This window comes from Methylobacterium sp. CM6257 (genome assembly GCF_054611515.1).
Window position 1 is genome coordinate 2,152,161 of sequence record NZ_CM137735.1, and the last position, 22,915, is coordinate 2,175,075.

At 70.8% G+C, this 22,915-nt stretch carries 21 protein-coding genes; 10 read left to right on the forward strand and 11 right to left on the reverse strand.

The features are described from left to right. Nucleotides 1-118: 118 nt before the first annotated feature. Both ACYCO6_RS10610 and ACYCO6_RS10615 read right to left on the reverse strand, forming a co-directional pair. Complete coding sequence (locus ACYCO6_RS10610) at nt 119-763, reverse strand: DsbA family protein (RefSeq protein ID WP_459771730.1); 645 nt, start codon at nt 761-763, stop codon at nt 119-121. Nucleotides 764-854: 91 nt separating this feature from the next. Next, entirely contained in the window at nt 855-1,337 is a 483-nt protein-coding gene (locus ACYCO6_RS10615) for a DUF721 domain-containing protein (RefSeq protein ID WP_459771731.1), read from the reverse strand. A 126-nt stretch (nt 1,338-1,463) separates the two neighbouring features. Here ACYCO6_RS10615 and mutY point away from each other — a divergent pair, with 126 nt between their 5' ends. Next, nucleotides 1,464-2,807 carry an A/G-specific adenine glycosylase gene (gene mutY / locus ACYCO6_RS10620; RefSeq protein ID WP_459771732.1) on the forward strand — a complete coding sequence of 448 codons (1,344 nt, stop codon included), beginning with the start codon at nt 1,464-1,466 and terminating at the stop codon, nt 2,805-2,807. A gap of 114 nt (nt 2,808-2,921) precedes the next feature. Here mutY and ACYCO6_RS10625 read toward each other — a convergent pair whose 3' ends face one another. Continuing rightward, nucleotides 2,922-4,112 (reverse strand): DNA methyltransferase, encoded by a 1,191-nt coding sequence (locus ACYCO6_RS10625; protein ID WP_459771733.1) that lies wholly within the window; start codon nt 4,110-4,112, stop codon nt 2,922-2,924. A 583-nt stretch (nt 4,113-4,695) separates the two neighbouring features. Between ACYCO6_RS10625 and ACYCO6_RS10630 the strand changes: the two genes are divergently transcribed. The 5 genes from ACYCO6_RS10630 to ACYCO6_RS10650 all read left to right on the forward strand — a co-directional run bounded on the left by ACYCO6_RS10630 (nt 4,696) and on the right by ACYCO6_RS10650 (nt 9,289). Next, on the forward strand, nt 4,696-5,046 hold the full coding sequence (locus ACYCO6_RS10630) for a septal ring lytic transglycosylase RlpA family protein (protein WP_459771734.1): 351 nt from the start codon (nt 4,696-4,698) through the stop codon (nt 5,044-5,046). A 111-nt stretch (nt 5,047-5,157) separates the two neighbouring features. Beyond that, nucleotides 5,158-5,472 (forward strand): polyhydroxyalkanoic acid system family protein, encoded by a 315-nt coding sequence (locus ACYCO6_RS10635; RefSeq protein ID WP_459771735.1) that lies wholly within the window; start codon nt 5,158-5,160, stop codon nt 5,470-5,472. 80 nt (nt 5,473-5,552) lie between these two features. After that, on the forward strand, nt 5,553-5,801 hold the full coding sequence (locus ACYCO6_RS10640; RefSeq protein ID WP_459771736.1) for a hypothetical protein: 249 nt from the start codon (nt 5,553-5,555) through the stop codon (nt 5,799-5,801). 150 nt (nt 5,802-5,951) lie between these two features. Next, nucleotides 5,952-7,754, forward strand: a complete 1,803-nt coding sequence (locus tag ACYCO6_RS10645) for an ATP-binding cassette domain-containing protein (RefSeq protein WP_459771737.1) — start codon at nt 5,952-5,954, stop codon at nt 7,752-7,754. Nucleotides 7,755-7,798: 44 nt separating this feature from the next. After that, the gene (locus ACYCO6_RS10650; protein ID WP_459771738.1) at nt 7,799-9,289 is read left to right on the forward strand and encodes a carboxypeptidase M32; all 1,491 of its coding nucleotides are present in this window, start codon (nt 7,799-7,801) and stop codon (nt 9,287-9,289) included. Between the two features lie 36 nt (nt 9,290-9,325). On the opposite strand, the gene ACYCO6_RS10655 is transcribed toward ACYCO6_RS10650, so the two are convergent. Next, nucleotides 9,326-12,802, reverse strand: coding sequence for an ATP-binding protein (locus ACYCO6_RS10655; RefSeq protein WP_459771739.1), 3,477 nt, complete (start codon nt 12,800-12,802; stop codon nt 9,326-9,328). A 10-nt stretch (nt 12,803-12,812) separates the two neighbouring features. After that, the gene (locus ACYCO6_RS10660) at nt 12,813-14,051 is read right to left on the reverse strand and encodes a metallophosphoesterase family protein (protein ID WP_459771740.1); all 1,239 of its coding nucleotides are present in this window, start codon (nt 14,049-14,051) and stop codon (nt 12,813-12,815) included. Nucleotides 14,052-14,351: 300 nt separating this feature from the next. Here ACYCO6_RS10660 and ACYCO6_RS10665 point away from each other — a divergent pair, with 300 nt between their 5' ends. Further along, nucleotides 14,352-15,137 (forward strand): endonuclease/exonuclease/phosphatase family protein, encoded by a 786-nt coding sequence (locus ACYCO6_RS10665; RefSeq protein WP_459773522.1) that lies wholly within the window; start codon nt 14,352-14,354, stop codon nt 15,135-15,137. Here ACYCO6_RS10665 and ACYCO6_RS10670 read toward each other — a convergent pair. The 4 genes from ACYCO6_RS10670 to ACYCO6_RS10685 form a co-directional block, all read right to left on the reverse strand. Then, nucleotides 15,055-16,491 (reverse strand): phospholipase D-like domain-containing protein, encoded by a 1,437-nt coding sequence (locus ACYCO6_RS10670; protein ID WP_459771741.1) that lies wholly within the window; start codon nt 16,489-16,491, stop codon nt 15,055-15,057. The two genes, ACYCO6_RS10665 and ACYCO6_RS10670, sit on opposite strands and share 83 nt — an antisense overlap. A 65-nt stretch (nt 16,492-16,556) precedes the next feature. Then, nucleotides 16,557-16,865, reverse strand: a complete 309-nt coding sequence (locus tag ACYCO6_RS10675) for a hypothetical protein (RefSeq protein WP_459771742.1) — start codon at nt 16,863-16,865, stop codon at nt 16,557-16,559. Between the two features lie 121 nt (nt 16,866-16,986). After that, the gene (locus ACYCO6_RS10680) at nt 16,987-17,805 is read right to left on the reverse strand and encodes an enoyl-CoA hydratase (RefSeq protein ID WP_459771743.1); all 819 of its coding nucleotides are present in this window, start codon (nt 17,803-17,805) and stop codon (nt 16,987-16,989) included. A gap of 187 nt (nt 17,806-17,992) precedes the next feature. Further along, nucleotides 17,993-18,271 (reverse strand): hypothetical protein, encoded by a 279-nt coding sequence (locus ACYCO6_RS10685; protein ID WP_459771744.1) that lies wholly within the window; start codon nt 18,269-18,271, stop codon nt 17,993-17,995. Between the two features lie 459 nt (nt 18,272-18,730). Here ACYCO6_RS10685 and ACYCO6_RS10690 point away from each other — a divergent pair, with 459 nt between their 5' ends. Further along, entirely contained in the window at nt 18,731-19,129 is a 399-nt protein-coding gene (locus ACYCO6_RS10690) for a hypothetical protein (protein WP_459771745.1), read from the forward strand. Between the two features lie 12 nt (nt 19,130-19,141). On the opposite strand, the gene ACYCO6_RS10695 is transcribed toward ACYCO6_RS10690, so the two are convergent. Next, entirely contained in the window at nt 19,142-19,831 is a 690-nt protein-coding gene (locus ACYCO6_RS10695) for a uracil-DNA glycosylase (protein WP_459771746.1), read from the reverse strand. Between the two features lie 282 nt (nt 19,832-20,113). On the opposite strand from ACYCO6_RS10695, the gene hemH reads away from it, so the two are divergent. Further along, a complete protein-coding gene (hemH, locus tag ACYCO6_RS10700) occupies nt 20,114-21,196 on the forward strand; it encodes a ferrochelatase (protein WP_459771747.1) in 1,083 nt (360 codons plus the stop codon). Nucleotides 21,197-21,496: 300 nt separating this feature from the next. Then, a complete protein-coding gene (locus ACYCO6_RS10705) occupies nt 21,497-21,655 on the forward strand; it encodes a hypothetical protein (RefSeq protein WP_459771748.1) in 159 nt (52 codons plus the stop codon). 161 nt (nt 21,656-21,816) lie between these two features. Here ACYCO6_RS10705 and ACYCO6_RS10710 read toward each other — a convergent pair whose 3' ends face one another. Continuing rightward, a complete protein-coding gene (locus ACYCO6_RS10710) occupies nt 21,817-22,734 on the reverse strand; it encodes a peptidylprolyl isomerase (protein WP_459771749.1) in 918 nt (305 codons plus the stop codon). Nucleotides 22,735-22,915 lie beyond the last annotated feature (181 nt).

Here is a 22,915-nt window from a genome sequence, read left to right on the forward strand (position 1 = left end):
CGCCTATCTTGAGTGTCAAGGCGAAGCCCATACATGGTAAGTCTTTGATTTTCGATTGGTATTTCAGGTCAGGCCGGACCGCCGGAGCGGCGCTTCGCACGCGGCTCCGGACGGGCGATCAGGCACCCAGGATCGGCTTGATCACCTTCTCCATACCCTCGACCGTCATCTCGCCGGTGTAGCGCTCGCCGTTGATGAAGAAGGTCGGGGTGGAATCGACCTTGAAGACGTCGAGCCCGCGCTGCTTCACGGCGTTGACCCCCGCGTAGATCTTCTGATCCTTCAGACAGGCCTCGAAGGTCTGCTTGTTGTAGCCGGCTTGGCGCAGCATCTGCTCCAGCGCATCGACGGGCTTCTGGGTGAAGGCCCAGGCCGGCTGCTGGTCGAACAGCAGGTCGGTGATCGGGTAGTACTTGGAATCGCCCTGGCAGCGCGCCAGCATGAAGGCCGCCGTGGCGAGGGGATCGAGGGGGAACTCGCGCAGGGTGAAGCGCACCTTGCCGGTATCGATGTAGCGCTCCTTCAGGGTCGGCCATGTGTTCCGGTGGAAGGCCGCGCAGTGCGAGCAGGTCATCGAGGCGTACTCGATGATCGTGCACTTGGCGTCCGCCGGGCCGAGCCAGACATCGCCGAGGGGCCCCGGCTGCATCAGCGCCGCCACCTCGGCATTCTGCGCGCGCGCGGCGCGGGACAGGTAGGGCAGGGCGAGGCCGGCGCCGAGCGCGAGGCCGGAGATCTTGAGAGCGTCGCGTCGCGTCGTCATCGGGCAGGCTCCGCCGAATTGGGTCGGTCTTGGCGTCCGAAAGCCGGTACTCGGGCACAGCCGTCCTGGCAAGGTGACCGAATCGTCCCGTTCACCGGTCCGAGCGCGTGGCGACGGCGGCCGTGCCGAGTCGGTCGAGGGCGGCGCGCAAGCCGTCATCGGCGATCCCCGCCACGGCGCGCTGGACCTCGACGGCGCGCACCGGATCGATCTTGGCCGGAGCCGCCTTCGGCCCGCCGCGCCCGACCCGGTCCTGCTGGAGCACGATGCGGGAGACGCAGGCCCAGCCGTAATGGGCGTTGATCCGCTGGATCACCACCGGCGCGAGATGCTGCAACTCGATGGCGAACACGCCCTCGACCCGCACCACCAGCGTGCCGGATTCCGGCGCCTCGGCCCCCTTGCGGCGGCGCTTCGGCCATTCGAGCTTGGATGGGCGGCAGTAGCGGGCCAGCCGCTCGCCCACGATCTCCGGCCAGGCGGCGAGGATGTCGGTCGAGGCGAATCCCTGCGCCGCGAAGGCGGGCCCGATGCAGCCCTCGATCAGCTCGGCCAGCGGTTTGACGCGCGCCATGGTGGTTCCGGCCCCGCCCCTGTGGATCCTGTAGGGTTAGCGCAGGATGGTTGACGAAGGGAGCACGCGGCCGCGCTTTCACCGCCCTATGATCGCCGCTGCCCTGCGGCTATGCAGCCCGGACTCATGCCGACCCGCACCGCCACGGATGCCAAGCCCGGTCCCGGACCGCGCGCCGACGACCTGCTCGCCTGGTACGACCGGCATCGCCGTGTCCTGCCATGGCGGGCGCTGGCCGGCGAGGTGCCCGATCCCTACCGGGTCTGGCTTTCGGAGGTGATGCTTCAGCAGACGACGATCGCGGCGGTCCGTCCGTATTTCGATCGCTTCCTGACGCGCTTCCCCGACATCTTCGCCCTGGCCGACGCCCCGGAGGAGGCGGTGATGTCGGCCTGGGCCGGGCTCGGCTACTATTCCCGCGCCCGCAACCTCCACGCCTGCGCGAAGGCCGTCGCGGCTGCGGGCGGGCGCTTCCCCGACACGGCCGACGGCCTGCGCAAGCTTCCGGGGATCGGCGCCTACACAGCAGGCGCGATCGCCGCGATCGCGTTCGACCGACCGGAGGCCGCCGTCGACGGCAACGTCGAGCGGGTTCTGAGCCGGGCCTTCGCGCTCGAGGCGCCGCTGCCGGGCAGCCGGCCGGAGATCCGCCGCCTGACGCAAGCGCTGGTCCCGGAGGACAGGCCGGGCGACTTCGCCCAGGCGCTCATGGATCTCGGCGCGACGATCTGCACGCCCAAGCGTCCCGCCTGCGCACTCTGTCCGTGGATGGAGCCATGCCGGGCCCGGGCGCTCGGCACGCAGGAGACGTTCCCGCGCAAGATCAAGGTGGCGAAGGGAGCGCTGCGCCGCGGCGCAGCCTTCGTGGCGATCCGCAGCGGCGACGAGGCGGTGCTGCTGCGGACGCGGACACCGGAGGGGCTGCTCGGCAACATGGCCGAGCCGCCAGGCAGCACATGGGAGCCGGACTACGACGTCGCCGCTGCCCTGCTGGATGCGCCGCTCGACGCCCGCTGGAAGCGTCTGCCGGGCCTCGTCCGGCACGGCTTCACGCATTTCCCGCTGGAGCTGACGGTGTTCGTAGCCCGTGTGGCCCTGTCGACGCCGGCACCCTCCGGCATGCGTTTCACACCGCGCGCCGCCCTCGACGACGAGCCGCTGCCCGGCCTAATGCGGAAGGTGCTGGCCCACGCCTTCGACCCGAGGCCTGAGCCCGAAAAGAAGCCGCGTGGCCGCCCGAAGAAGGAGCCGCCGCCCATGCCGCTGCTCGCCGCCATGGAGGCACCGGCGTCGATGCCGGATCCCGAGCCGCGCCCGCGCGTGCGCGCCGTGCCGAAGCCCCAGCCGAAACCCGCGCCCGCGCCGCCGCGGGAGGCGGACGCTCTGCTTGAGGGTGAGGCCGAGCTGCAGCCCGCCCCCGTGCGCACGAGAACCTCGGCGCGGCGGCCGGGCTCGGTTCGGAAGCGCTAGCCGCTCCGTCATCGCGAGCACGGCGCCGCGCCCCAAGGCAGCGCGACGCCGGCCGGCGAGGCGCTGACTGGGTTGCTTCACTCCCTCACAAAGACGGCGGTCTTTCCGGCTTTGTCAGCCGTTCGCCATGGCCTGCCGGAGTCCGGCCCGGTAGGTGTCGATCACCACCGGCTTTCCGCCGCGCTCCACGTGCCAGAACGTCCAGCCGTTGCAGGCCGGCAGACCCTGGACCAGGGCGCCGATCTTGTGGATTGAGCCGATGACGAGGCCATTGTCGAGCTGGCCGTCCGGACGCACCGTCGCGCGGAAGCGGCGGCGCTCGTCGGTCACGGTCTCGCCCGGGCGGATATGCCCGGCCTCGATCACCGAGAGGAACGGCACCCGCGGCTCGGCACGCTTGGTCGGGGCCACCATGAGGGCGGCCTTCGACAGGGGCTCCACTGCGGCGATCCGCTCCCGGGCGGCTTCGGCGTAGGTGGCCTCGCGCTCGATGCCGATGAAGCGGCGGCCGAGACGCTTTGCGACGGCGCCGGTTGTGCCGGTGCCGAAGAACGGGTCGAGCACCACGTCGCCGGGATTGGTTGCCGCCAGCAGCGTCCGGGCGAGCAGGGCCTCGGGCTTCTGCGTCGGATGGATCTTGCGGCCCTCCGGATCCTTCAGACGCTCCTCGCCGGTGCAGAGCGGGATGAACCAGTCCGAGCGCATCTGGAGGTCCTCGTTGCCTCCTTTCAGCGCCTCGTAATGGAAGGTGTAGCCCTTCGACTCCGCCGAACGCGAGGCCCAGATCAGGGTCTCATGGGCGTTGGTGAAGCGCTTGCCGCGGAAGTTCGGCATCGGGTTGGCCTTGCGCCAGACGATGTCGTTGAGGATCCAGTAACCGAGATCCTGCAACGCGCTCCCGACCCGGAAGATGTTGTGGTATGACCCGATCACCCAAAGGGTCGCGTTCGGCTTCATCACGCGGCGGCAGGCCGCGAGCCAGTCCCGGGTGAAGGCGTCGTAGGCCTCGAAGGTCGCGAACTTGTCCCAGTCGTCGTCGACCGCGTCGACGCGGCTCTGGTCCGGGCGCAGGAGGCCGGCCTCGCCGAGCTGCAGGTTGTAGGGCGGATCGGCGAAGACGCAGTCGACGCTCGACGCCGGCAGGGCGTTCATGGCCGCAATGCAATCCCCGACGAGGACTTGGTCGAGGGGTAGGGAACGCTGGGCGGGTACGAGACCCATCCGTGGCGCCGACGCGGGCCGCCCGGCACGCGAGACCTGTTTCCGGGCGACGGCGTCGGCAGCCACGGTACGCGGGGAAGCCATGGCAAACACCGGTTACGCGACTGACCGGCAGACCATGCCCCGGATACGGTAAAGGTCGCGTTGTCGATTTTCGCGGGCGCGCGTCCCGTTCTGGGGCTGCAGTTTTTGCCGAGCGCGGAACCGGCCAGTCATTCCATAGATTAAGCAACGGTTACGCGCCGACTTCAGCGCGAGCGACGTGGCAATGAGCCGGGTCGTCTGCGGTCGACCGAGCGCTTCAGCGGCCTGTCCTTGCCGTACTGCCGATCATGACATTCGGCCGTGCATGACCCAGCACTCGTCGTCTGCTTCCACACCAGCGGGACGCAGGGTCACATCCAGCGCAGGGCTTAGGAATTAAGACTTACCACGAGCGGCTGGAGCCAAGCCTGAGGAAACCTTGCCGAATACGTGGACCGACTGACCTGTATGTATTTCGCTATAAAAGCGGAAATAAGCCGCAACAAATCGTCATGTAAACAGAATGACCAGGCAAAAACCGGCCAAAATGTGACCTTGGCCATACGCGAAAGCGTGCCATAATCCGGCCGATTTCCGAAACGACTGGCGCCTTCCCGAAAAAAACAAAGGGAATGCGCTGAGAATGTCGTTTGGTTTCGGAAAGTTCGTCGTCTCGCTCGGAATGCTGTCCACCGTCATCGGAACAAGCCTCCCGGCCGCCGCTCAGAGCGGTGCGGCCTCTTGGTACGGCAGCGGACACCGCACTGCGAACGGCGAGCGTTTCAACCCCAACGGAATGACCGCCGCCCATCGCAGCCTGCCGTTCGGCACCCGGGTCCGTGTCGAGAACAAGCGGACCGGCCGCTCGGTCGTCGTGCGCATCAATGATCGCGGCCCCTTCGTGCGCGGCCGCATCATCGACCTGTCGCGCGGCTCTGCCCGCGCCCTCGGCATGGGCGGCACGACCTACGTCTCCCTGCACGTCCTGAACTGACGGCACCCGATCCGGGCCGCTCCTGTCCCGAGAAGACAGGGTGGCCCCCGGCGTTGTCTGCGGCACCGGGAGGCCCCATCTGCTGCCCAGTCAGCCCGGATCAGCCGCCCCATGCCCAAGCCTCTCATCGTCGACATCCCGCACGACCTCGGCCGCGAGGAAGCCAAGCGGCGCCTCGAGCACGGCACCGAGCAGGCGCGAGCCTTCCTGGCCAAGAGCGGCATCACGGTGGACCAGCTCGCCTGGACCGGCGACCGGCTCGATTTCGGCGTGTCGGCGCTCGCCCAAAAGGTCGCCGGCACGATCGACGTAGGCGCGGAGAGCGTGCGCCTGGAGGTGAAGCTGCCGTTCCTGCTCGCCCTGTTCGCCGAGAAGATCCAGAAGGTGGCGAGCAAGGAAGGCACGCTGATGCTCACCAAGAAGTAGCGCTCCGGAACCGGAGCGGCGAGATCCCGTTGCCGCCCGAACGGTGCAGGTTCGCACCGATGGTCAACCGGAGGACAGCCGTGTCCCAGTTCACGCTCGCCGACCCGGGGCAGCCCCCGGTCTCGCCGCCGGAGGTTCCGCCGCAGCCGGCCCCGGCTCCCGATACTCCTTACGAGCCGCCGCAGGTGCCCACGCAGCCGCCCGGCCCGGAGATCCCCGGCCAGACGCCGTCCGAGTCGCCCGGCATCCAGCCGCCCGAGATTCCGGTCGGCAATCCCGGAGCTCCGGAGATCAGCCCGCCCACCGGCCCGGCCAATCCGACCGCCTGATCGGCCGCCTCACCACACACCGGGTCCGGCGACTCAGCGCCGGGCGCGGCTCCCTTCCCTGCCGAAACAGGAAGCGCGTCGCGCGCCTAGCCTGTGACGCGGCAGCCGCGCCGTTTGAACAGCCCGCCGCGCGCTGCCATAAGCCCGCGCATGGCCGCTCCTCCACTCCTCACCCTTCAGGACGTCGCGCTCACCTTCGGCGGCACGCCGCTGATCACCCGGGCCGACCTGACCATCGCCCCAGGCGAGCGGACCTGCCTCGTCGGACGGAACGGGTCCGGCAAGTCGACCCTGATGAAGATCGCCGCAGGCCTCGTCGAGCCCGACAAGGGACGCCGATTTCTTCAGCCCGGAACCACGATCCGCTATCTCGCGCAGGAGCCCGATTTCTCCGGCTTCACCACAACCCTCGACTTCGTCGAGGCCGGGCTGCCGCCGGGCGAGTCCACCCATCGCGCCCGCTACCTGCTGGAGAGCCTGGGCCTGACCGGCGAGGAGGATCCCAGGAAGCTCTCGGGCGGTGAGGGGCGTCGCACTGCGCTGGCGCAGGCGCTCGCCCCCGAGCCCGACGTGCTCCTGCTCGACGAGCCGACCAACCACCTCGACCTCCCGGCGATCGAGTGGCTCGAATCTGAATTGAAGGGCACCCGCGCCGCTCTGGTGCTGATCAGCCACGACCGGCGCTTCCTCTCGGCTCTGTCGCGCGCCACGATCTGGCTCGACCGCGGCGAGACTCGCCGGATCGAGCAGGGCTTCTCGGGGTTCGAGGCGTGGCGCGACGCCTTCTTCGAGGAGGAGGAGCGCGACCAGCACAAGCTCGACCGCAAGATCGCCGCCGAGGAGCACTGGCTGCGCTACGGCGTCACCGCCCGGCGCAAGCGCAATGTCCGCCGGCTGGGCAACCTGCACGAGCTGCGCAAGAACCGCCGCGAGGTGCGCCGCCCTGTGGGCAGCGTCAGCATGCAGGCCTCGGACGCGGAATCCTCGGGCAGCCTCGTGGTCGAGGCCCGCGACATCGCCAAGGCCTTTGGCGAGCGCAGGATCGTCGACGGCCTGTCCCTTCGGGTGATGCGGGGCGACCGCCTCGGCATCGTCGGGGCCAACGGCGCCGGCAAGAGCACGCTCATCAACCTGCTCATGGGCCGGCTCGCCCCCGATGCCGGCGAGGTCGTGCTCGGCACCAACCTGATGCCGGTGGTGCTCGATCAGGCCCGCGCCGTGCTGGAGCCGGGGATGACCGTCACCGACGTGCTCACCGGCGGCCGGGGCGACAGCGTGACCGTGAATGGCCAGAGCCGCCACGTGATCGGCTACCTCAAGGACTTCCTGTTCACCCCCGAGCAAGCCCGGACCCCGGTCTCTGTGTTGTCGGGCGGCGAGCGCAACCGGCTGCTGATCGCCCGCGCCCTGGCCCAGCCGGCCAACCTCCTGGTGCTGGACGAGCCCACCAACGACCTCGATCTGGAGACTCTCGACCTGCTCCAGGAGATGCTGGGCGACTACGAGGGCACGCTGATCCTGGTGAGCCACGACCGCGACTTCCTCGACCGCGTGGTCGGTAGCGTGCTCGTGTCCGAAGGGGCGGGCCGCTGGGTCGAGTATGCCGGCGGCTACAGCGACATGATCATCCAGCGCGGGCAAGGCATCGAGGCGCGGGCCGTCGCGCCGAAGGCCAAGGAACCCAAGGCGCGCGCCACCGCCCCGGCTCCCCAGCCGGCCGGCAAGCCCAAGCTCGGCTTCAAGGACCAGCATGAGTTGAAGACGCTGCCGACCCGCATCGAGAAGCTGGAGGCGGCGATCCGTCAGCTCAAGACGATCCTGGAGGATCCCGACCTCTACGCCCGCGACCCGGCCCGCTTCGACAAGGCCTCATCCATGCTGGCGCAGGCCGAGACCGAGCTGTCGCAGGCGGAGGACCGCTGGCTGGAGCTGGAGATGCTGCAGGCGGGGTGACGGCCGCCCGAACGATCAGCGCGACATCCCGGATCGGAGATCGAATGACCGCCTACCAGACCCTCGAACAGCGCTTCGCCCGCCTCGCGGCCCTCGAAGGCGCCGCCGGTATCCTCGGCTGGGACGCACAGACGCTGATGCCGGACGGGGCCGCGGAGGCGCGGGGTGACCAGCTCGCGATCCTGCGGGGCCTGGCGCACGAGATCCTGACGGCCCCCGAGGCGGCCGAGGACCTCGATGCCGCCGAGCGGTCCGGGAGCCTCGATCCCTGGGCCGCCGCCAACCTCCGCGAGATGCGCCGCGCCCAGGCCCATGCCACGGCGGTGCCCCGCGACCTCGTGGAGGCCAGTTCCCGCGCGGTCTCGCGCTCCGAGATGGTCTGGCGCGAGGCGCGGCGCGATGCGGACTTCGCCAGGCTGGCCCCGCACCTCGCCGAGGTGCTGCGGCTGCAGCGGGAGATCGGTCAGGCGAAGGGCGCGGCCCTGGGGCTCGCCCCCTACGACGCCCTGCTCGACAGCTACGATCCCGGCATGCGCCGCTCGGTGATCGACCCGCTCTTCGCCGATCTCACCGGCTGGCTGCCGGATCTGATCGCCCGCGCCCGGGAGATCCAGGCCTCCCGCCCGGCGCCGCTACCGCTGGCCGGCCCCTTCGACGTGGACGTGCAGCGGGCGCTCGGCCTCAAGCTGATGGAGGCGGTGGGCTTCGACTTCACCCGCGGGCGGCTCGACATCAGCCTGCACCCGTTCTGCGGGGGCGCGACGGACGACGTGCGCATCACGACCCGGTACGATGCGGCCGATTTTGGCCGTGCCCTGATGGGCGTGCTGCACGAGACCGGTCACGCCCTCTACGAGCAGGGCCGGCCGGCGGGCTGGCGGCACCAGCCGGTGGGCGCGGCCCGCGGCATGAGCCTGCACGAGAGCCAGTCGCTCATCGTGGAGATGCAGGCCTGCCGGAGCCGGCAGTTCTTCACCTATCTCGCGCCGCTGCTGCGGGAGGCCTTCGGGCGGTCGGGGCCGGAATGGTCTCCGGAGAACCTGCACGCGCTCAACACCCGGGTCGCACCGGGCTACATCCGGGTGGACGCCGACGAGGCGACCTACCCGGCCCATATCCTGCTCCGCTACAGGCTGGAAACCGCGATGATCGCGGGCGACCTCGCGGTGGCGGATCTGCCGGGCGCCTTCAACGACGGGATGCGGGAGCTCCTCGGCCTCGCCGTGCCCGACGACCGGGTGGGCTGCCTCCAGGACATCCACTGGCCGAGCGGGGCCTTCGGCTACTTCCCGACCTACACGCTCGGCGCCCTGGCGGCGGCGCAGCTGTTCCGGGCTGCACGGACCGCCGAACCGGCGCTGCCGGGCTGCCTCGCGCAGGGTGACTTCGCGCCGCTGCGGGGCTGGCTGCGGGCGCATGTCCACGAAGTCGGAAGCCTGCTGGGCACCGATGATCTGCTCACCCGCGCCACCGGCGCGCCGCTGGGCACGGCGGCGTTCCGGGCGCATCTGGAGACGCGGTATCTCGGAGACTGAAGAGCGCAGATCCCCGCGCGCCCGGACCGGCGCCCGCTACAGCGCCACCACGTCCACCGCCGCCCCGAGCCGGTCGCGGGCGATGTCGGCGACGTGGCGGTGGTGGGTGAACAGGATCGGCTGGACGCTGGCGCCGATCTCGGCCAGCGTGTCCAGGCCGTAGCCGGTGCGAGCTTCGTCGAAGGTCGAGAACAGGTCGTCGCCGATGAAGGGCGCCGGCTCGGCGCGTCCGGCGTAATCCTCCAGATAGGCCAGCCGCAGGGCGAGGTAGAGCTGGTCGCGGGTGCCCTCGCTCATGCCCTCGATCGCCACCAGCCCGCCGCCCGCGCGCTGCCCGGCGAGCCTGGGCGTATCGGCTTCGTCGTAGATCTGGGCGAGACCCGAAAAGGCCCCGCCGGTCAGGGCCCGGAACAGGGCGCCCGCCCGGGCCACCAGCGGATCCTGCTGTCCGGCCCGGTGCCGGGCGACGGCCTGCCCGAGCATCATCCCGGCCAAGCGCAGCACCGCCCAGGAGCGCGCCGCCGCCTGGAGATCCGCCTCCGCGGCCTTGCGCTCGGCGAGCGCCAGCTCGGCGCCGGTGCCGCCCTCCAGTTCCGCGCGGCGCCGCTCGGCGCGGTCGCGGTCGGCGAAGATGACCCGGCCGCGATCCTCCTGCTCCTCAGCCTCCATGGCCAGACGGGCCAGCTCGGCCTCGATCGCCTCCGGCGGAAGCGCTTCGAGGCCGCCACGCAGCTCGGCCTCAGGCAATCCGTCTGCGGCTCCGGCGAGGCTGCCGCGCAGGCGCAGAAGCTCGGCCTGGAGCGTCTCCCGCGCATTCAGCCGGCCGAACAAAACCTCGATGTCCGGGGTCGACGCCTCCGCCAAGTCCGGCAGCGCCTCGGCGACTTGCCGGGTCAGCGCCGCCCGGGCCGCGTCGCGCAGATCGGCGGCGGCGCGGCGGGCCGCCTCGGCCTCCTCCAAGCGGCGATCCAGCTCGGCGCGCCGGGCCTCGCGAGCCTGGGCGGCAACGAGGCGCGCGTGCAGGGTTCGGACCGCGCCGGTGGGCGGGCCGTCCGCGAGATCGGGCGCCAGGGCCTCGACAAGGGCGGACGCGTTCGCCCGGAAGGCGTCCATGTCGCGGCGGATCCCGGCCGAGCGGCGGTGCAGGGCCGCGCGCTCCGCCAGCCGGTCGGGCACGGTGCGCCATGCCTCCAGCGCGCCCTCGGCCTCCTCCGGGAGGGCCGTTGCGTCGAGGCCGAGGGGCAGCAGCGCCGATCCCCACTCGGCCTGCCACCCGGCGCGGCGGCTCCCGGCCTCGGCCAGGGCCGCCTTTAGCCGCTCCGTCGCGGCACGCGCGGCGCGCAGCAGGCCGCCGGTCTGGAGATTCGCTTCCCAGCGGCTCGCCAGGGTGGCGACGCGCTCTTCGAGGCGTTCGAGGGTCGGGCCGATCTCGAAATCCGGCACCGGCTCCAGCCCCGCGCGGGTGCAGAGATCGGCCAGCGGCGCCCGGGCGTCCTCGATCCGTGCCTGGAGCCGGTCCCGCTCGATCCGCTGCTCGGCGAGCCGCTGCTCGGCCTCGATCAGGCTCTCCACCTCGGCGAGCCACGCAGCCATCTCGGCCGGCGTGCCCGGAGCAACCCCGGCTGGCCGCCACGCCGCGCGCCATGCCGCTTGGCCTTCGGCGATCTCGGCAGCGATCCCGGCCAGGACACCGTCGACGGTCGCGACATCCGCCTCCTCGGCAGCGAGGCGCTCTAGGTCAGCCGCGTGGGCGGCGACTCGGGCGGCATCGGCGGCGCGCTCGTCGGCGAGGCGGTCGGCGTCGAGGAGTGCCCGCTCGAAGGCCGCGATCTCCGCGAGCCCGGCAGGGCGCCCGGCCGCGAGGGCGTCGCGCAGGGGACCGAAGGCCGCATCTCGGGCGGCCCTGAGGGCATCGAGCCGCTCCCGGGTCGCGACCGGACGGCCCGCCTCGCGCTCGCGCAGCCGCTCCCGGGTGGCGGCAACCTGGCGGTGGGCCGCCTCGCGACGGTCGGTGGCCCGCTCCTGCTCGCGGGTCTTGGAGTCGAGGAGGGTGCGGTAGCGCGCCACAGTCTCAGGGCCGGGCAGGGGAGTCCGGATTAGGCCCGCCAGATCCGAGACCGGCGGCGACAGCCGACCGGCCTGATTGCGCAGCAGCGCCGTCTCGCGCCGGATCGCGGCCTCAAGGGTCTCGTGGGCGGCGATCCGCTCGTGCAGGCGCGCGAGCGGCTTCAACGCCTCGCGCAGGGGCGTGGGGTCGCGGGTCGCGTCCGCCGCCTCCACCTCTCGGGCGAGCCGGTCCCGCTCGGCCCGGGCGGCGGCGAGGTCGCGGGCGATCTGCTCCTCGGCGGCGATCAGGGTCCGGTAATCGCGGATCAGCCGCTCGATCCGAGCACGGGCGGCGTCCGTGGGCTGTCGGGCTTCCAGCGCCGCGAGATCGGCCGCGCCGATCCGAATGCGCAGCCGCTCCAGCTCCAGCCCGACCTTGTGGGCGTCGCCTTCGATCCGGGGCAGGTCGGTGCCGCCCTTCTCGAACTCCTTGGTGCCGCTGAAGGCGGCCAGGATCTCGTCGGCGCGGAGCGTGAGCCCCCGCTCGACCGGCACGGATTCGGCCTCGCTCCGTGCCCGATCGCGGGCATTCTCGGCCCGCCCGGCCTCGGCCTCCGCGGCGCGGCAGCGTTCGAGGGCCGCACCGAGGCGTTCGATCCAGGCCGCGTCGGCGTCGATCAGACCGTCCTCGGCGGCGATGCGCCGCTCCAGCGCGTCGATCTCCGACAGGATCGGGCGGGCGCGCTTGAGCCGCTCCAGCCGCGCGCGCTCGGTCGCAACGCGCTCGCGCTCGGCCCGGAGGGCGTCGAGCTGCTGGGCCGCCGTGGCGATCTCCTCGTTCAGGGCGCGCCAGTCGCCCGCGCGCAGGCCCTTCTCGCGGATCGCCTTGCGGGCGCTCTCGTGGCGCTCAAGGGCTTGGTAGAAGGTCCGGTGCTTGGCTTGACGCGGCGCGAAGATTTCCTCGGCCTCCGCGTCGAGGGTAGATTGCAGCTCCGTGAGGCCGCGCAGGCCAGAGCCCGCCGCGAACAGGCTCGCGCCGACCTCGCCCTCGACATCGACCATCTCGCGCCCGCCCGCCCGCAGACTTTGTGCGTCGAGGCCGAAGGCGCGGCAGAACACCGTGCGCGAGATGCCACCGAGGAACGGTGCCAGCACGTCGTCGGGCAGCGGCGCCTCGGCGGCGTCGATGAGGGTTCGGCTGTTGCCCTTTCGGCGCCGGAAGGTCAGCCGGCGTCCGTCGCCCGACGCGATCTCCGCGCCGAGCCGCAGCTGAGGCATGTCGTGCAGAAAGGCGTAGCGGGTCGTCTTCTCGAACCCGAACAGCAGGTCTGTCACCGCGGCCAGCGCCGTGCTCTTGCCGGCCTCGTTGGCGCCCAGCACGACGTGCAGGCGCGCGTCGGGCCGGAAGGCGACGGTGCGGTCCGTGAAGGCCCCGTAGCGCTCCAGGGCGAGGCGGATCAGGCGCATTCCCGGGCTCTCAGCAATGCCGACCGCCGAGGCGGCCGAGGATCAGCGCCTCGGCCTCGGCGCAGAGGGCGTCGAACTCCGCCTCGAAATCCGCTTCCGACGCGGCGGTCGCCGGCATCCGGCCGCCGATCTCGGCCAGCGCGGCCTTGGCCCGCGCCCGGAACTCCGGATCGCGGTCGAGGTCGGCCAGCAGGGCGGCAGGGTCGATGGCCGCGCCGGAGGGCTCGATCAACGCGCGCGGTCGGCGCGTCTCGATCTTCAGGCGCTCCAGCCAGATATCCTCGTGGAGCCGGTGGGCGGCGGCCTGGATCTCGGCCGTAAGCGTCTCCCGGTCGGCCGCGAGTGCGTCGTGGGCGGTCGTGATGCCGGTGAGGTGAACGCGCACCAGGATCAGGCGGCGTGCCGCGATCTCTGCGAGGGGCTTCAGGGTCGCCTCCACGGCCTCGACGGCGGCGCGGGTATCCGCCGCATCGGCGAGATCGACCGAGACCTGCTCGAACCGCGCCCGGTCGAGGGGCAGGCGGCTGACGCCGGTCACCCGTCCGTCAGCGACAGTCACCACCACGGCGCCCTTCTCGCCACATTCGCGCACGCTCCGGCCCTGGATGTTGCCGGGAAATACGATCCAGGGATCCCGGGACAGCTCGGCGTATTCGTGGATGTGGCCGAGGGCCCAGTAATCGTAGCCCCGCGCCGTGAGGTCGGCGACCGAGCAGGGCGCGTAGGTCTCATGGGCCGCGTGGCCGGTGCACGATGTGTGGAGGATCCCGAGATTGAACCAACCCGGCACGGCGGCCGGGTAGGTCAGCGACAGGTTCTCCTCGACGGCCCGGGCCTGGAAGCTGCGGCCGTGCAGGGCGACCCGCAGGGCGTCGAGGCGCAGGGTGCCGGGGCGGGACGCCGGGAATACGTGCACCGAGGGCGGCAGGGTGATCGAGCGGGTGATCACGCTCTCCGCGTCGTGATTGCCGCGCACCAAGATCGTCGGGATGCCGGCGCGGTCGAGGCGCGCCACCTGCCGGGCGAAGAAAAGGCCGATCGTGTTGTCGGCCCAGTCGCCGTCATAGATGTCGCCGGCCACCACCACGAAGGCGACCGAGCGCTCGATCGCCTGGGTCACCAGATCCTCGAAAGCCTGCCGCCCGGCCGAGGCGAGGCGGCGCGCGAGGTCAGCGTCGCGCGTGGCAAGGCCCGACAGGGGGCTGCCGAGATGCAGGTCCGCTGCGTGAATGAAGCTGAAGCCTGACATCGACCTTCGAGGGGATCGGTGGAGCGTTCGGGACGCGCGCCGGATCTCCGTGAGCATCGGCGTCGCGGGGCGGTCTTAGGCTGCCGGCATGGTTCGCCTCAAGCGGAGGCGGCCGCAGGCTTGTGGGGCGCGTGCGGAATGGCTGGTTTGGGCAGGTCACCATGCGGAGCTGCTGCGCGGCGGGTCCGCAGCCCGATTGAGATCCCCCAAAGGCCGGATCTGATCGAACGCACCGGCTTCGGGTGCGTTACAGCGTGGCGGTGGCGGGAGAGCCGCGAGTTGAGGTACGAGACCGGCCCGATGACCATCGCTGCACGTCCGGCTCGCTCCGGTCACGTCCCTGTCCACGCCCCGCCGATCCGGCCGGCGGATCGGCCGCACGAGCCTTTCAAGATCGTGAGCTGGAACCTGCTGCGGCGCACCGGCGCAGCCGTGGACGACGTGGCGGCTCTCGTCGCCCAGGAGAAGCCCGACCTCTTGCTGATGCAGGAGGCGACCCGGGCCATCGGATTCCTCCTAGACCGGATCGGCGGCCATTATGCCTGGGCCCCCCTGCCGGGACGGATCCACGGGCTGGCCATGTGGAGTCCCAAGTCTTGGTCGGCGCCCCCGCGGGTGATCACGCTGCCGTCCGGTGCCCTGGTGCATCGGGTCTGCCAGATCCTCGACCTGGGGGAGTTCGGCGTCGCCAACGTCCACCTGTCGCACGGACAGATGCTGAATCGGCGGCAGCTCCGCCGCATCGTCGCCGAGCTGCCGCCCCGCGCCGCCGTGCTCGGCGACTACAACATCGTCGGACCCGCGCTGATTCCGGGCTTCCGCGACGTCGGCCCGCGCCAGCCGACCCACGCGATGGTGGACGTCCTGCCGCTGCGGCTCGACCGCTGCCTGGCCCGCGGCCTCGTCTGCCACGAGCACGCCGTCCTTCCCCGGGGACCGTCCGATCACCGGCCGATCGTCGTCCATCTCGGGCCGGCGCCCGAGGCGCACGCGCCCGGCCGTTTCAAAGGTATGGCAGCAGCAGTCGCACGCCTGCGTCGCGTAAACGGATCGGCAGGGCGCGCGCGCCGAGATCCTCCCGGCTGAGGCGCGCCTGCATCTTGCCGCGCATGAACCGGTCGAGCTGCGCGGCCAAGTCCGCGTCGATGATCTCGACGTTCAGCTCGAAGTTGAGCCTGAAGCTACGCATGTCCCAGTTCGCGCTGCCGACGAAGCACCAGACGTCGTCGACCACCATTGCCTTCGAGTGATCGAAGGGCGGCTCGTCGAGCCAGACCCGCACCCCGGCCGCGAGCAGCGGATCGAGATGCGCCCGCGTCGCCCAATCGATGAAGGGGTGATCGCTGACCCGCGGGATGATCAGATCGACGACGATCCCGCGGGTCGCGGCCTGGGCGAGAGCCCCCGTCACCAGCTCGTCGGGCAGGAAATAAGGCGTGACGAAGCGGACCGTCCGGCGCGCGCAGGCGAGCGCCTGGAGGATGACCTGCTCGATCTTCTCCACATCCGCGTCCGGCCCCGACGTGACCGCCCGGGCGACGCTGGTTCCGGCGGGCTCGAGGTCGGTGAACCACGGCTCGGCATCGAGGTTCTCGCCGGCCACGAAGGCCCAATCGGCCGCGAAGGCGGCGGCGAGCTGCTCGACCACCGGCCCGTTCAGCCGGAAATGCGTGTCGCGGATCGGGTGATCGGGCCTCAGCGCGACGCGGTTCGGGTGCGAGATGTTGAGGCCGCCCGTGAAGGCGGTGCGCCCGTCGAGGATCAGCAGCTTCTTGTGCGAGCGCAGGTTCAGGAAAGGCATCCGCCAGGGCAGGGCGGAGTGCATGAACAGGGCCGCCGGCACCCCGGCGCGGGTCAGACGATGGTAGGCGGGCGCGCGGAAGTAGCCGCCCCCGATCCCATCGATGATGACCCGGACGTTCACGCCGCGGGCCCTGGCCTCCACCAGAGCGTCGCAGAACTCGCCGCCGGTTGGATCGTCGCGGAAGATGTAGCTCGACAGGCCGATGCTGGCCCGCGCGCCCCGGATCGCCTCCAGCATGACAGGATAGGCCTCGTCGCCGTTTCGGAACATCCGCACCGCATTGCCCGAGAAGGCCGGAAGGCCGGTGATCTGCCGGATCGCCCGGTCGAGCGGCCACAAGGCTTCCGGCACCACGGCATCGTCCGTGTCGGGGAGCTGCGTCGCGTCGGAGGGCTTGGTCCGCAGCCGCCGGGCGCGGCGCGAGACGCGGTTGATGCCGAAGGTCAGGTAGAGCGCCGTTCCGAAGATCGGCGACAGCCAAGCCAGGCCGATCCATCCCACGGCGACGCTCACCCGCCGCTTGCGCAGTAGAGCATGCAGGGTGACGCCGATCGCCAGCGCGAAGCCGATGAGCGCCTCGACATCCGACCGCAGCAGGGCGGTCGACTGGACCCATCGGTAGAGCGCGTTATCCAAGGTTTCGGCGTCCGGTTCGCGTCAGCAGGCGCCGGATATACCTGAAGGATGCGCGCCGGCGCGGATTAATCCACGGTTTTCGCCGTACGCGCCACGTCGGCTCCGACCGGGCGCTCGCAGCGATAGGGGCCGCTGCCGTCGAGCGCGGCGTAGAGGACGCGGCCGCCCGACTCGATGCAGCGCGCCTTGGCTTCCGCGTAAGGCCGGTGAAAAGTCCAGATCGTGATCATCGGCCCGACCGTGGCGAGGCAGACGCCGCCGAACACGACGGCGGCGGCCCAGGTCGCGCCATTCCGCTGCGGGCGCGGCGGCCGTGGAGGCGGCATCGCACCGTAGAAGGCCAGCGTCAGACCGAACAGGTCGATGGTGCTCATCAGCCGTTCCGCGTTGGGGCCTCGATCCCGGCAGGATGGGACGTATCCTCAATCCTAGGACACCCCGACGCTATAACCTACGCGAGCGGCGCCGTCGGGCCTGCGTCGTATTGCGCCGGTGTCAAGGCTCCCAGCGCGGCGGCCGCTTTCCCAGGAAGGCATCGATGCCCTCATGGGCGTCGGCCATCATCATGTTCCGGGTCATCACCTCGGCGGCGTAGCCGTAGGCCTCCTCCAGGTCCATCTCGATCTGACGGCCGAACGCCTCCTTGCCGATCGCCAAGACGCGCCGCGCCTTCGAGGCGATCCGGGAGGCCAGGGCGCCCACCGCCGCGTCGAGGTCCGGGGCCGGGACCACGCGGTTCACCAGACCGATCCGCAGCGCCTCCGCGGGGTCGACCGGCTCGCCGATCAGCAGCATCTCCATCGCGGCCTTGCGCGAGACGGCGCGCGACAGGGCGACCATGGGGGTCGAGCAGAACAGGCCGATCTGCACCCCCGGGGTGGCGAAGCGGGCCTCCTCGGCGCAGACGGCAAGATCGCAGGTGGCGACAAGCTGGCAGCCTGCGGCGGTGGCGACCCCGTGAACCTGGGCGATCACCGGCTGCGGCAGACGCGCGATGCTCAGCATCACCCGCGCGCAGGTGCGGAACACCGCCGCCGTGGCTTCCCGCGACGGGTCGCCCCGCATCTCCTTCAGATCGTGGCCGGCGCAGAAAGCGGGGCCCGCGCCCCGCAGGACCACGACGCGCACCCCGGGATTCTCGCGGATCGCGTCGAGCTCATCCTGGAGGGCCCCCATCAGGCCCATCGACAAAGCGTTGCGCGCATGCGGACGGTTGAGGGTCAGGGTCGCGATCCCGTCGGCGTCGCTGCGCAGCAGGACTGGCGCCTGGTCAGCCATCGGGGCGGACGGGGCCGTGGACAGGGCTGCGGTCATGAGGCGCGTCTCCCGGTGCCGGCCACCATGACTGACGGGGCCGGTTCAGGGCCGCAGGGTAGCATGCGGTCCGGGCTTCAGCGATCTCGTTCCTCCTCTCGGCCGACCGGACGAACGGGTGCGGCCCGAGAGCGGCATCGGGCCTCCCGAAGTTCCGGGCGCCCCCATCCGTAGGGACGGCGCGCCCTCAGACCTGTTCGGCGAGCGCGAGATCGAGGCTGGCGAAGTCGGCACCCGGCCCGTTCCACCACACGCTCGGATAGGTGGCGAGCCGACCCATCACACCGGCATAGGTCTCCGCCAGCGCCGTATCGACGATCGCCAGCCTGGCGCCCGACAGAGCGAGCCAGTCGGCCAGCGCCTCGCCGCGGCAATCGCCGTCGAGGCAGGTGACGCGCAGGCCGATACGGGTCAGGCCCAGACGCATCGCCTCGGTCTGTCCGAGGTCCCGCACCAGCAGCGCCACGGCGTCGCCCGTCCGAAGGCCCTCACCGGACGCCCAGCGGGCGACGCGGTGCGGACAGATGGGGACAGATGCGGCCTGGACCGGGCGCCGGTCCGCGACAGCGAGCCCGGGCCACCGAAAATGCCGGTCGGAGCCCCGGGTCGTCGGGTCCGGGATAGATGCGACAGAGGAGTTGACGCTGACCATGCGCTGCAGACCGCCTGGACCTGGATAAACCGTGACCCAGCCGTGACGTGGGCAGGTTAACACTCTCTCTCCCGTTCACTCATCGCCGAAATACGGACCCATTTTCGGCCGCTCCGCGGGCCGGGACTGCTCCTATGCCCAATAGGTCATGAACGGCCGGAGTCACTTTGCGTGCAACTTCCGTCGCATTGGCGGAAGGCGCGGGCCGGTCTATCTCCCGCCGGCCGGAGGCGGCCCGCCAGAGGCCGCCCGTGATCGAGGAAACCGTTTCGCATGCGCCCCTTCGCCCCCCTTGTCGCCCTGACGCTCGCGGCTCTTCCGGCACAGGCGCAGATCCGGAACGCACCGGCGCCGCGCGCCCTCGAATTCGCCGCCTACATCTTTGCCGCCTCGAATGTCTGCGGCTACCGGATCGGCAGCGACCAGTTCGAGGCGCTGCTGGCCAAGCAGAACGTGCAGATCGCGGATGTCCAGCCACGGGGGCCGTTCGGCAACCGCGTGCAGACCATGTTCACCCTGATGTCGAACCAGATGGCGCAGAACCGCGATCAGGCCTGCATCGCCGTGGCCGGCGAGTACGGCCCAGAGGGCACCGTCGCCAAGAACGTGCTGCTGCCGGCCGGCCAGGGTTCAGGGCCTCCGGCCAAGCCTGCCGAGCCCGCCAAGCCCTGAGGCGCGCCGCGATCAACCGAGGCGCCACTCGATTGGGCGGCCGCCGTGCTCGGCGAGCCAGCGGTTGGCCCGGCCGAACGGGTCCGAGCCCGGGAAATCCCGGGCTCGGTTGAGCGGGGAAGGATGCCCGCTCTCGAACACGCCGTGGCACGCCGTGTCGATCAAGCCGGCACGGGCACGGGCCTGGGCTCCCCAGAGGAGGAAGACCGAGGGTTCCGGGCGGGCTGAGACCGCGGCCACTGCGTCATCGGTCAGCGCCGACCAGCCGTAGCGCAGATGCGCCCCGGCCTTCCCGGCCTCGACGGTCAGCGCGGCGTTGAGCAGGAGGACACCCTGTCGCGCCCAGGGGGTCAGGTCGCCGCCGGCGCTGCGGTCGGAACCGGCCTCGTCCAGGATCACCTTCAGCGAGGCCGGTAGGCGGCCCGATCCGACGAACGAGAAGGCCAGGCCGTTGGCATCGCCCGGTGTCGGGTAGGGATCCTGCCCGAGGATCACCGCCCGGACCTCCGGCAGCGGCGTCTCGGTCAGGGCGCGGAAGATCTGGGCCGGCGCCGGCAGGATGCGGGCGCCCGCGGCAATCCGTGCATCGATGCGGGCCGCCACCGCGTCGGCCTGTCCGCCGGCGAAGAACGGGAGCGCCAGCCAGGGCGAGCCGGAGGCGCGGAAGGCGGCGAGGGAAGCGGCCACGGGCGTGTCGGTCATGGTGTCTCGCGGTGAGGTCTCGGGCCGAGATAGGGGGTCTCGGGCCGCCGTCATCAAAGTGCCGGTTGCGGCTCGGGGCGGCCCGTGTTTTTAGGGAAATCGGTCGCGCGTGCGGTCCGCCGCGGTGCGGCATGTCGCATCCGGTCTTCGCCGGGCGCCAAGGCACCCTACATGGAAGCGCACCCGACGGGTTAAGCCTCCGGTCAAGGCCCAAGCGCGTGCGCCGGCCCCGGATATTTGGAACCATAGGAAGGACTCGGCGCGCGGCGCCGGAACGCTGCCATGAACGAACGCGTCGAACCCGCCGCGCTGGCGAATGGCCGGCCCCTCGCGACCCTCAAGCCCGCCGCTGGTTCCCTGCCGGCTGACCACCCGAAAGTGGCGTGGGGCCGCGTCGGCGTGCTGCTGATGAATCTCGGCACGCCGGAGGGTACGACCTATTGGCCGATGCGCCGGTACCTCAAGGAATTCCTGTCGGACCGGCGGGTCATCGAGGTGCCGCGGCTCATCTGGTGGCCGCTGCTCAACCTGATCATCCTGACGAAGCGCCCCGGTCCGAAGGGCCGCGACTATGCCAGCGTGTGGAACAATGCGCTGAACGAGGGTCCGCTGAAGACCATCACCCGGGGCCAATGCGAGCGCCTCCAGGCGGCGATGGGCGATTCCGTCGTGGTCGACTGGGCGATGCGCTACGGTAAGCCCGAGGTCGCCGGCCGCCTCCAGGCGCTGCTCGACCAGGGCTGCGACCGCATCCTGCTGGTGCCGCTCTATCCGCAATACGCCGCCGCCACCTCGGCCACCGCCTGTGACCAAGCGTTCCGGGCGCTGATGGACATGCGCTGGCAGCCGACGGTGCGGGTGTCGCCACCCTACCACGACGACCCGGTCTACATCGCCGCCATGGCCGATTCGATCCGCGAGGGGCTGGCGAAGCTCGATTTCGAGCCGGAGGTGATCCTCACCTCGTTCCACGGGGTGCCGCGGAGCTACCTGCTCAAGGGCGATCCCTACCATTGCCAGTGCCACAAGACCGGTCGGCTGATCCGCGAGGCTCTGGGTCTGTCACCGGACAAGATGCGGGTGACCTTCCAGTCGCGCTTCGGCAACGAGGAGTGGCTGAAACCCTATACGGACGAGACCGTGATGGAGCTGGCGAAATCCGGCGTGAAGCGCATGGCGATCGTGGCCCCGGGCTTCACGGCGGATTGCCTGGAAACCCTCGAAGAACTCGACGGTGAGAACCGCCACTATTTCGAGGAGAATGGCGGCGAGAAGTTCGCCTACATCCCGTGCCTGAACGACAGTGATCTCGGCATGAAGGTCATCGAGCACGTCGTGCGCCGCGAGCTGCAGGGCTGGGTCTGAGAGCCTGTTGCATCCGAGAAATTCTATCCTCGCCCTCGTCCTGAGGTGCTGCGAAGCAGCTTCGAAGGAGGGCTCCAGGGATCGCGCTGCCGGCTGAAGGGCTCCTTCGAGGCCTTCGCCGCGCTCCGCCCCTGGGATGAGGGGGAGGTTTCGATCTCCGTCGCGTCGGGCGTCGTGCGATCGACATCACGGGGCCAAGCAGATCCGAGGATCCGGGCCGGGACGCCAGTTGCGGACGGGCCCGGCCCCCCTATTATTTTCCTAGGCCGGACGGGCAGCGATCCGGCGTGGGAGGATCACATGGCGTTCTTCATCGGCATCGCGTGCCCCTGGCTCCTGATCGCGGTGCTCGACCGGATCGCCGAGGGCCGCCGCAGCGACGAACTCGCTGCGCTCGGGGTGGTGCCGCAGGCCGCGCCGGAGCGGTCGAGCTACCTGATCCCGGATCGGCCGTACTGAGAGCGAGGAGCCTCGACCGCGCGCCTCTTCACCGGGGCGGCTCGGAAGGAACAGGGCATCGGCCTCGACGCGAGCGTCGTGGCCGCTATGCCGCGAGGTACGCGCCAGACAGACCCGCCCAGGCCGGCGGGTCTGCCAGGATAGTCGTTTGAACCGGGCCCTCAGGGCTTCTTCGGCTCAGGCGCAGTCTCGGTCGCGGCCGGGGGCGCATCGGTGCGCTCGATCTTCGCCTCCGAGCGGAGCTTCAGGATCAGGTCCTGCTGCGCCTTGCGGATCAGGTGCTGGTCGATCTGCTCCTTCAGCTCGTCGAAGGTCGGCTGCGGCTTCGTCCGCCTCTCCTCGACCTTGATGACGTGCCAGCCGAACTGCGTCTTCACCGGATCGGAGACCTGACCGGGCTTCATCGCGAAGGCGGCGGTGGCGAAATCCGGGACCATCCGCTCCTTGGTGAACCAACCCAGATCGCCGCCCTCGGCCTTCGAACCCGGATCCTTCGAGGTCTCGGCCGCGACCTTGGCGAAATCCTCGCCGCCCTTGATGCGGCCTGCGATCTTCTTCGCCTCGGCCTCGTTGTCCACGAGGATGTGGCGGGCATGCACCTCCTCCTCGGGCTTCATCAGCTTGACCGTCTGGTCGTAGATCGCGTGCTCGGCCTCGGGCGTCACCGCGCGCTTGGCCTCCTGCTCCAGGTAGTCGTCGAGCAGGAGCTTGTCGCGGAAATAGGCGAGCTTGCGCTTGAAGTCTGGCGTATCGCCGATCTTGGCGGCCTCGGCCGCCTGCGCGCCCACGCGGAGGTCGACCATGTAGTCGACGAGCAGGTTCTTCTTCTGCGCCTCGTCGACGCCGGGCAGCGACAGGGCCGGATCGTCGGCCGCGATGGCGAGGTCGCCCTGCGTGATCGGCTTACCGTTGACGCTCGCCACCACCGAATCGGATCCCGGCGCGGCGGCGGGCGTACCCGCCGCCGGCGTCGCCGTCTGGGTCGGGGCCTTCTGCGGCGTCTGCGCCAGTGCGAGTCCCGGGATCGCGAGCATGACGGCGAGCGCGCTGGCGCGCCGGAGGAGGGCAGTGTTCGGCATGCGGGCGAAGTCCTCGACTGACGTCTCGTGCCGCCCCTGATCGGGCCGGGCGGCAGGCCGCGGCACAGGTGGCCCGCGTCGCGCGAGAAGGCAAGCGCTGCCGTTCCGCTCATCCCGGAACCGTGACCGCACCGTTCGGCGTTGAGGGCTGCCTCTTTCAGGTGCGCGGGCCGATGTTTAC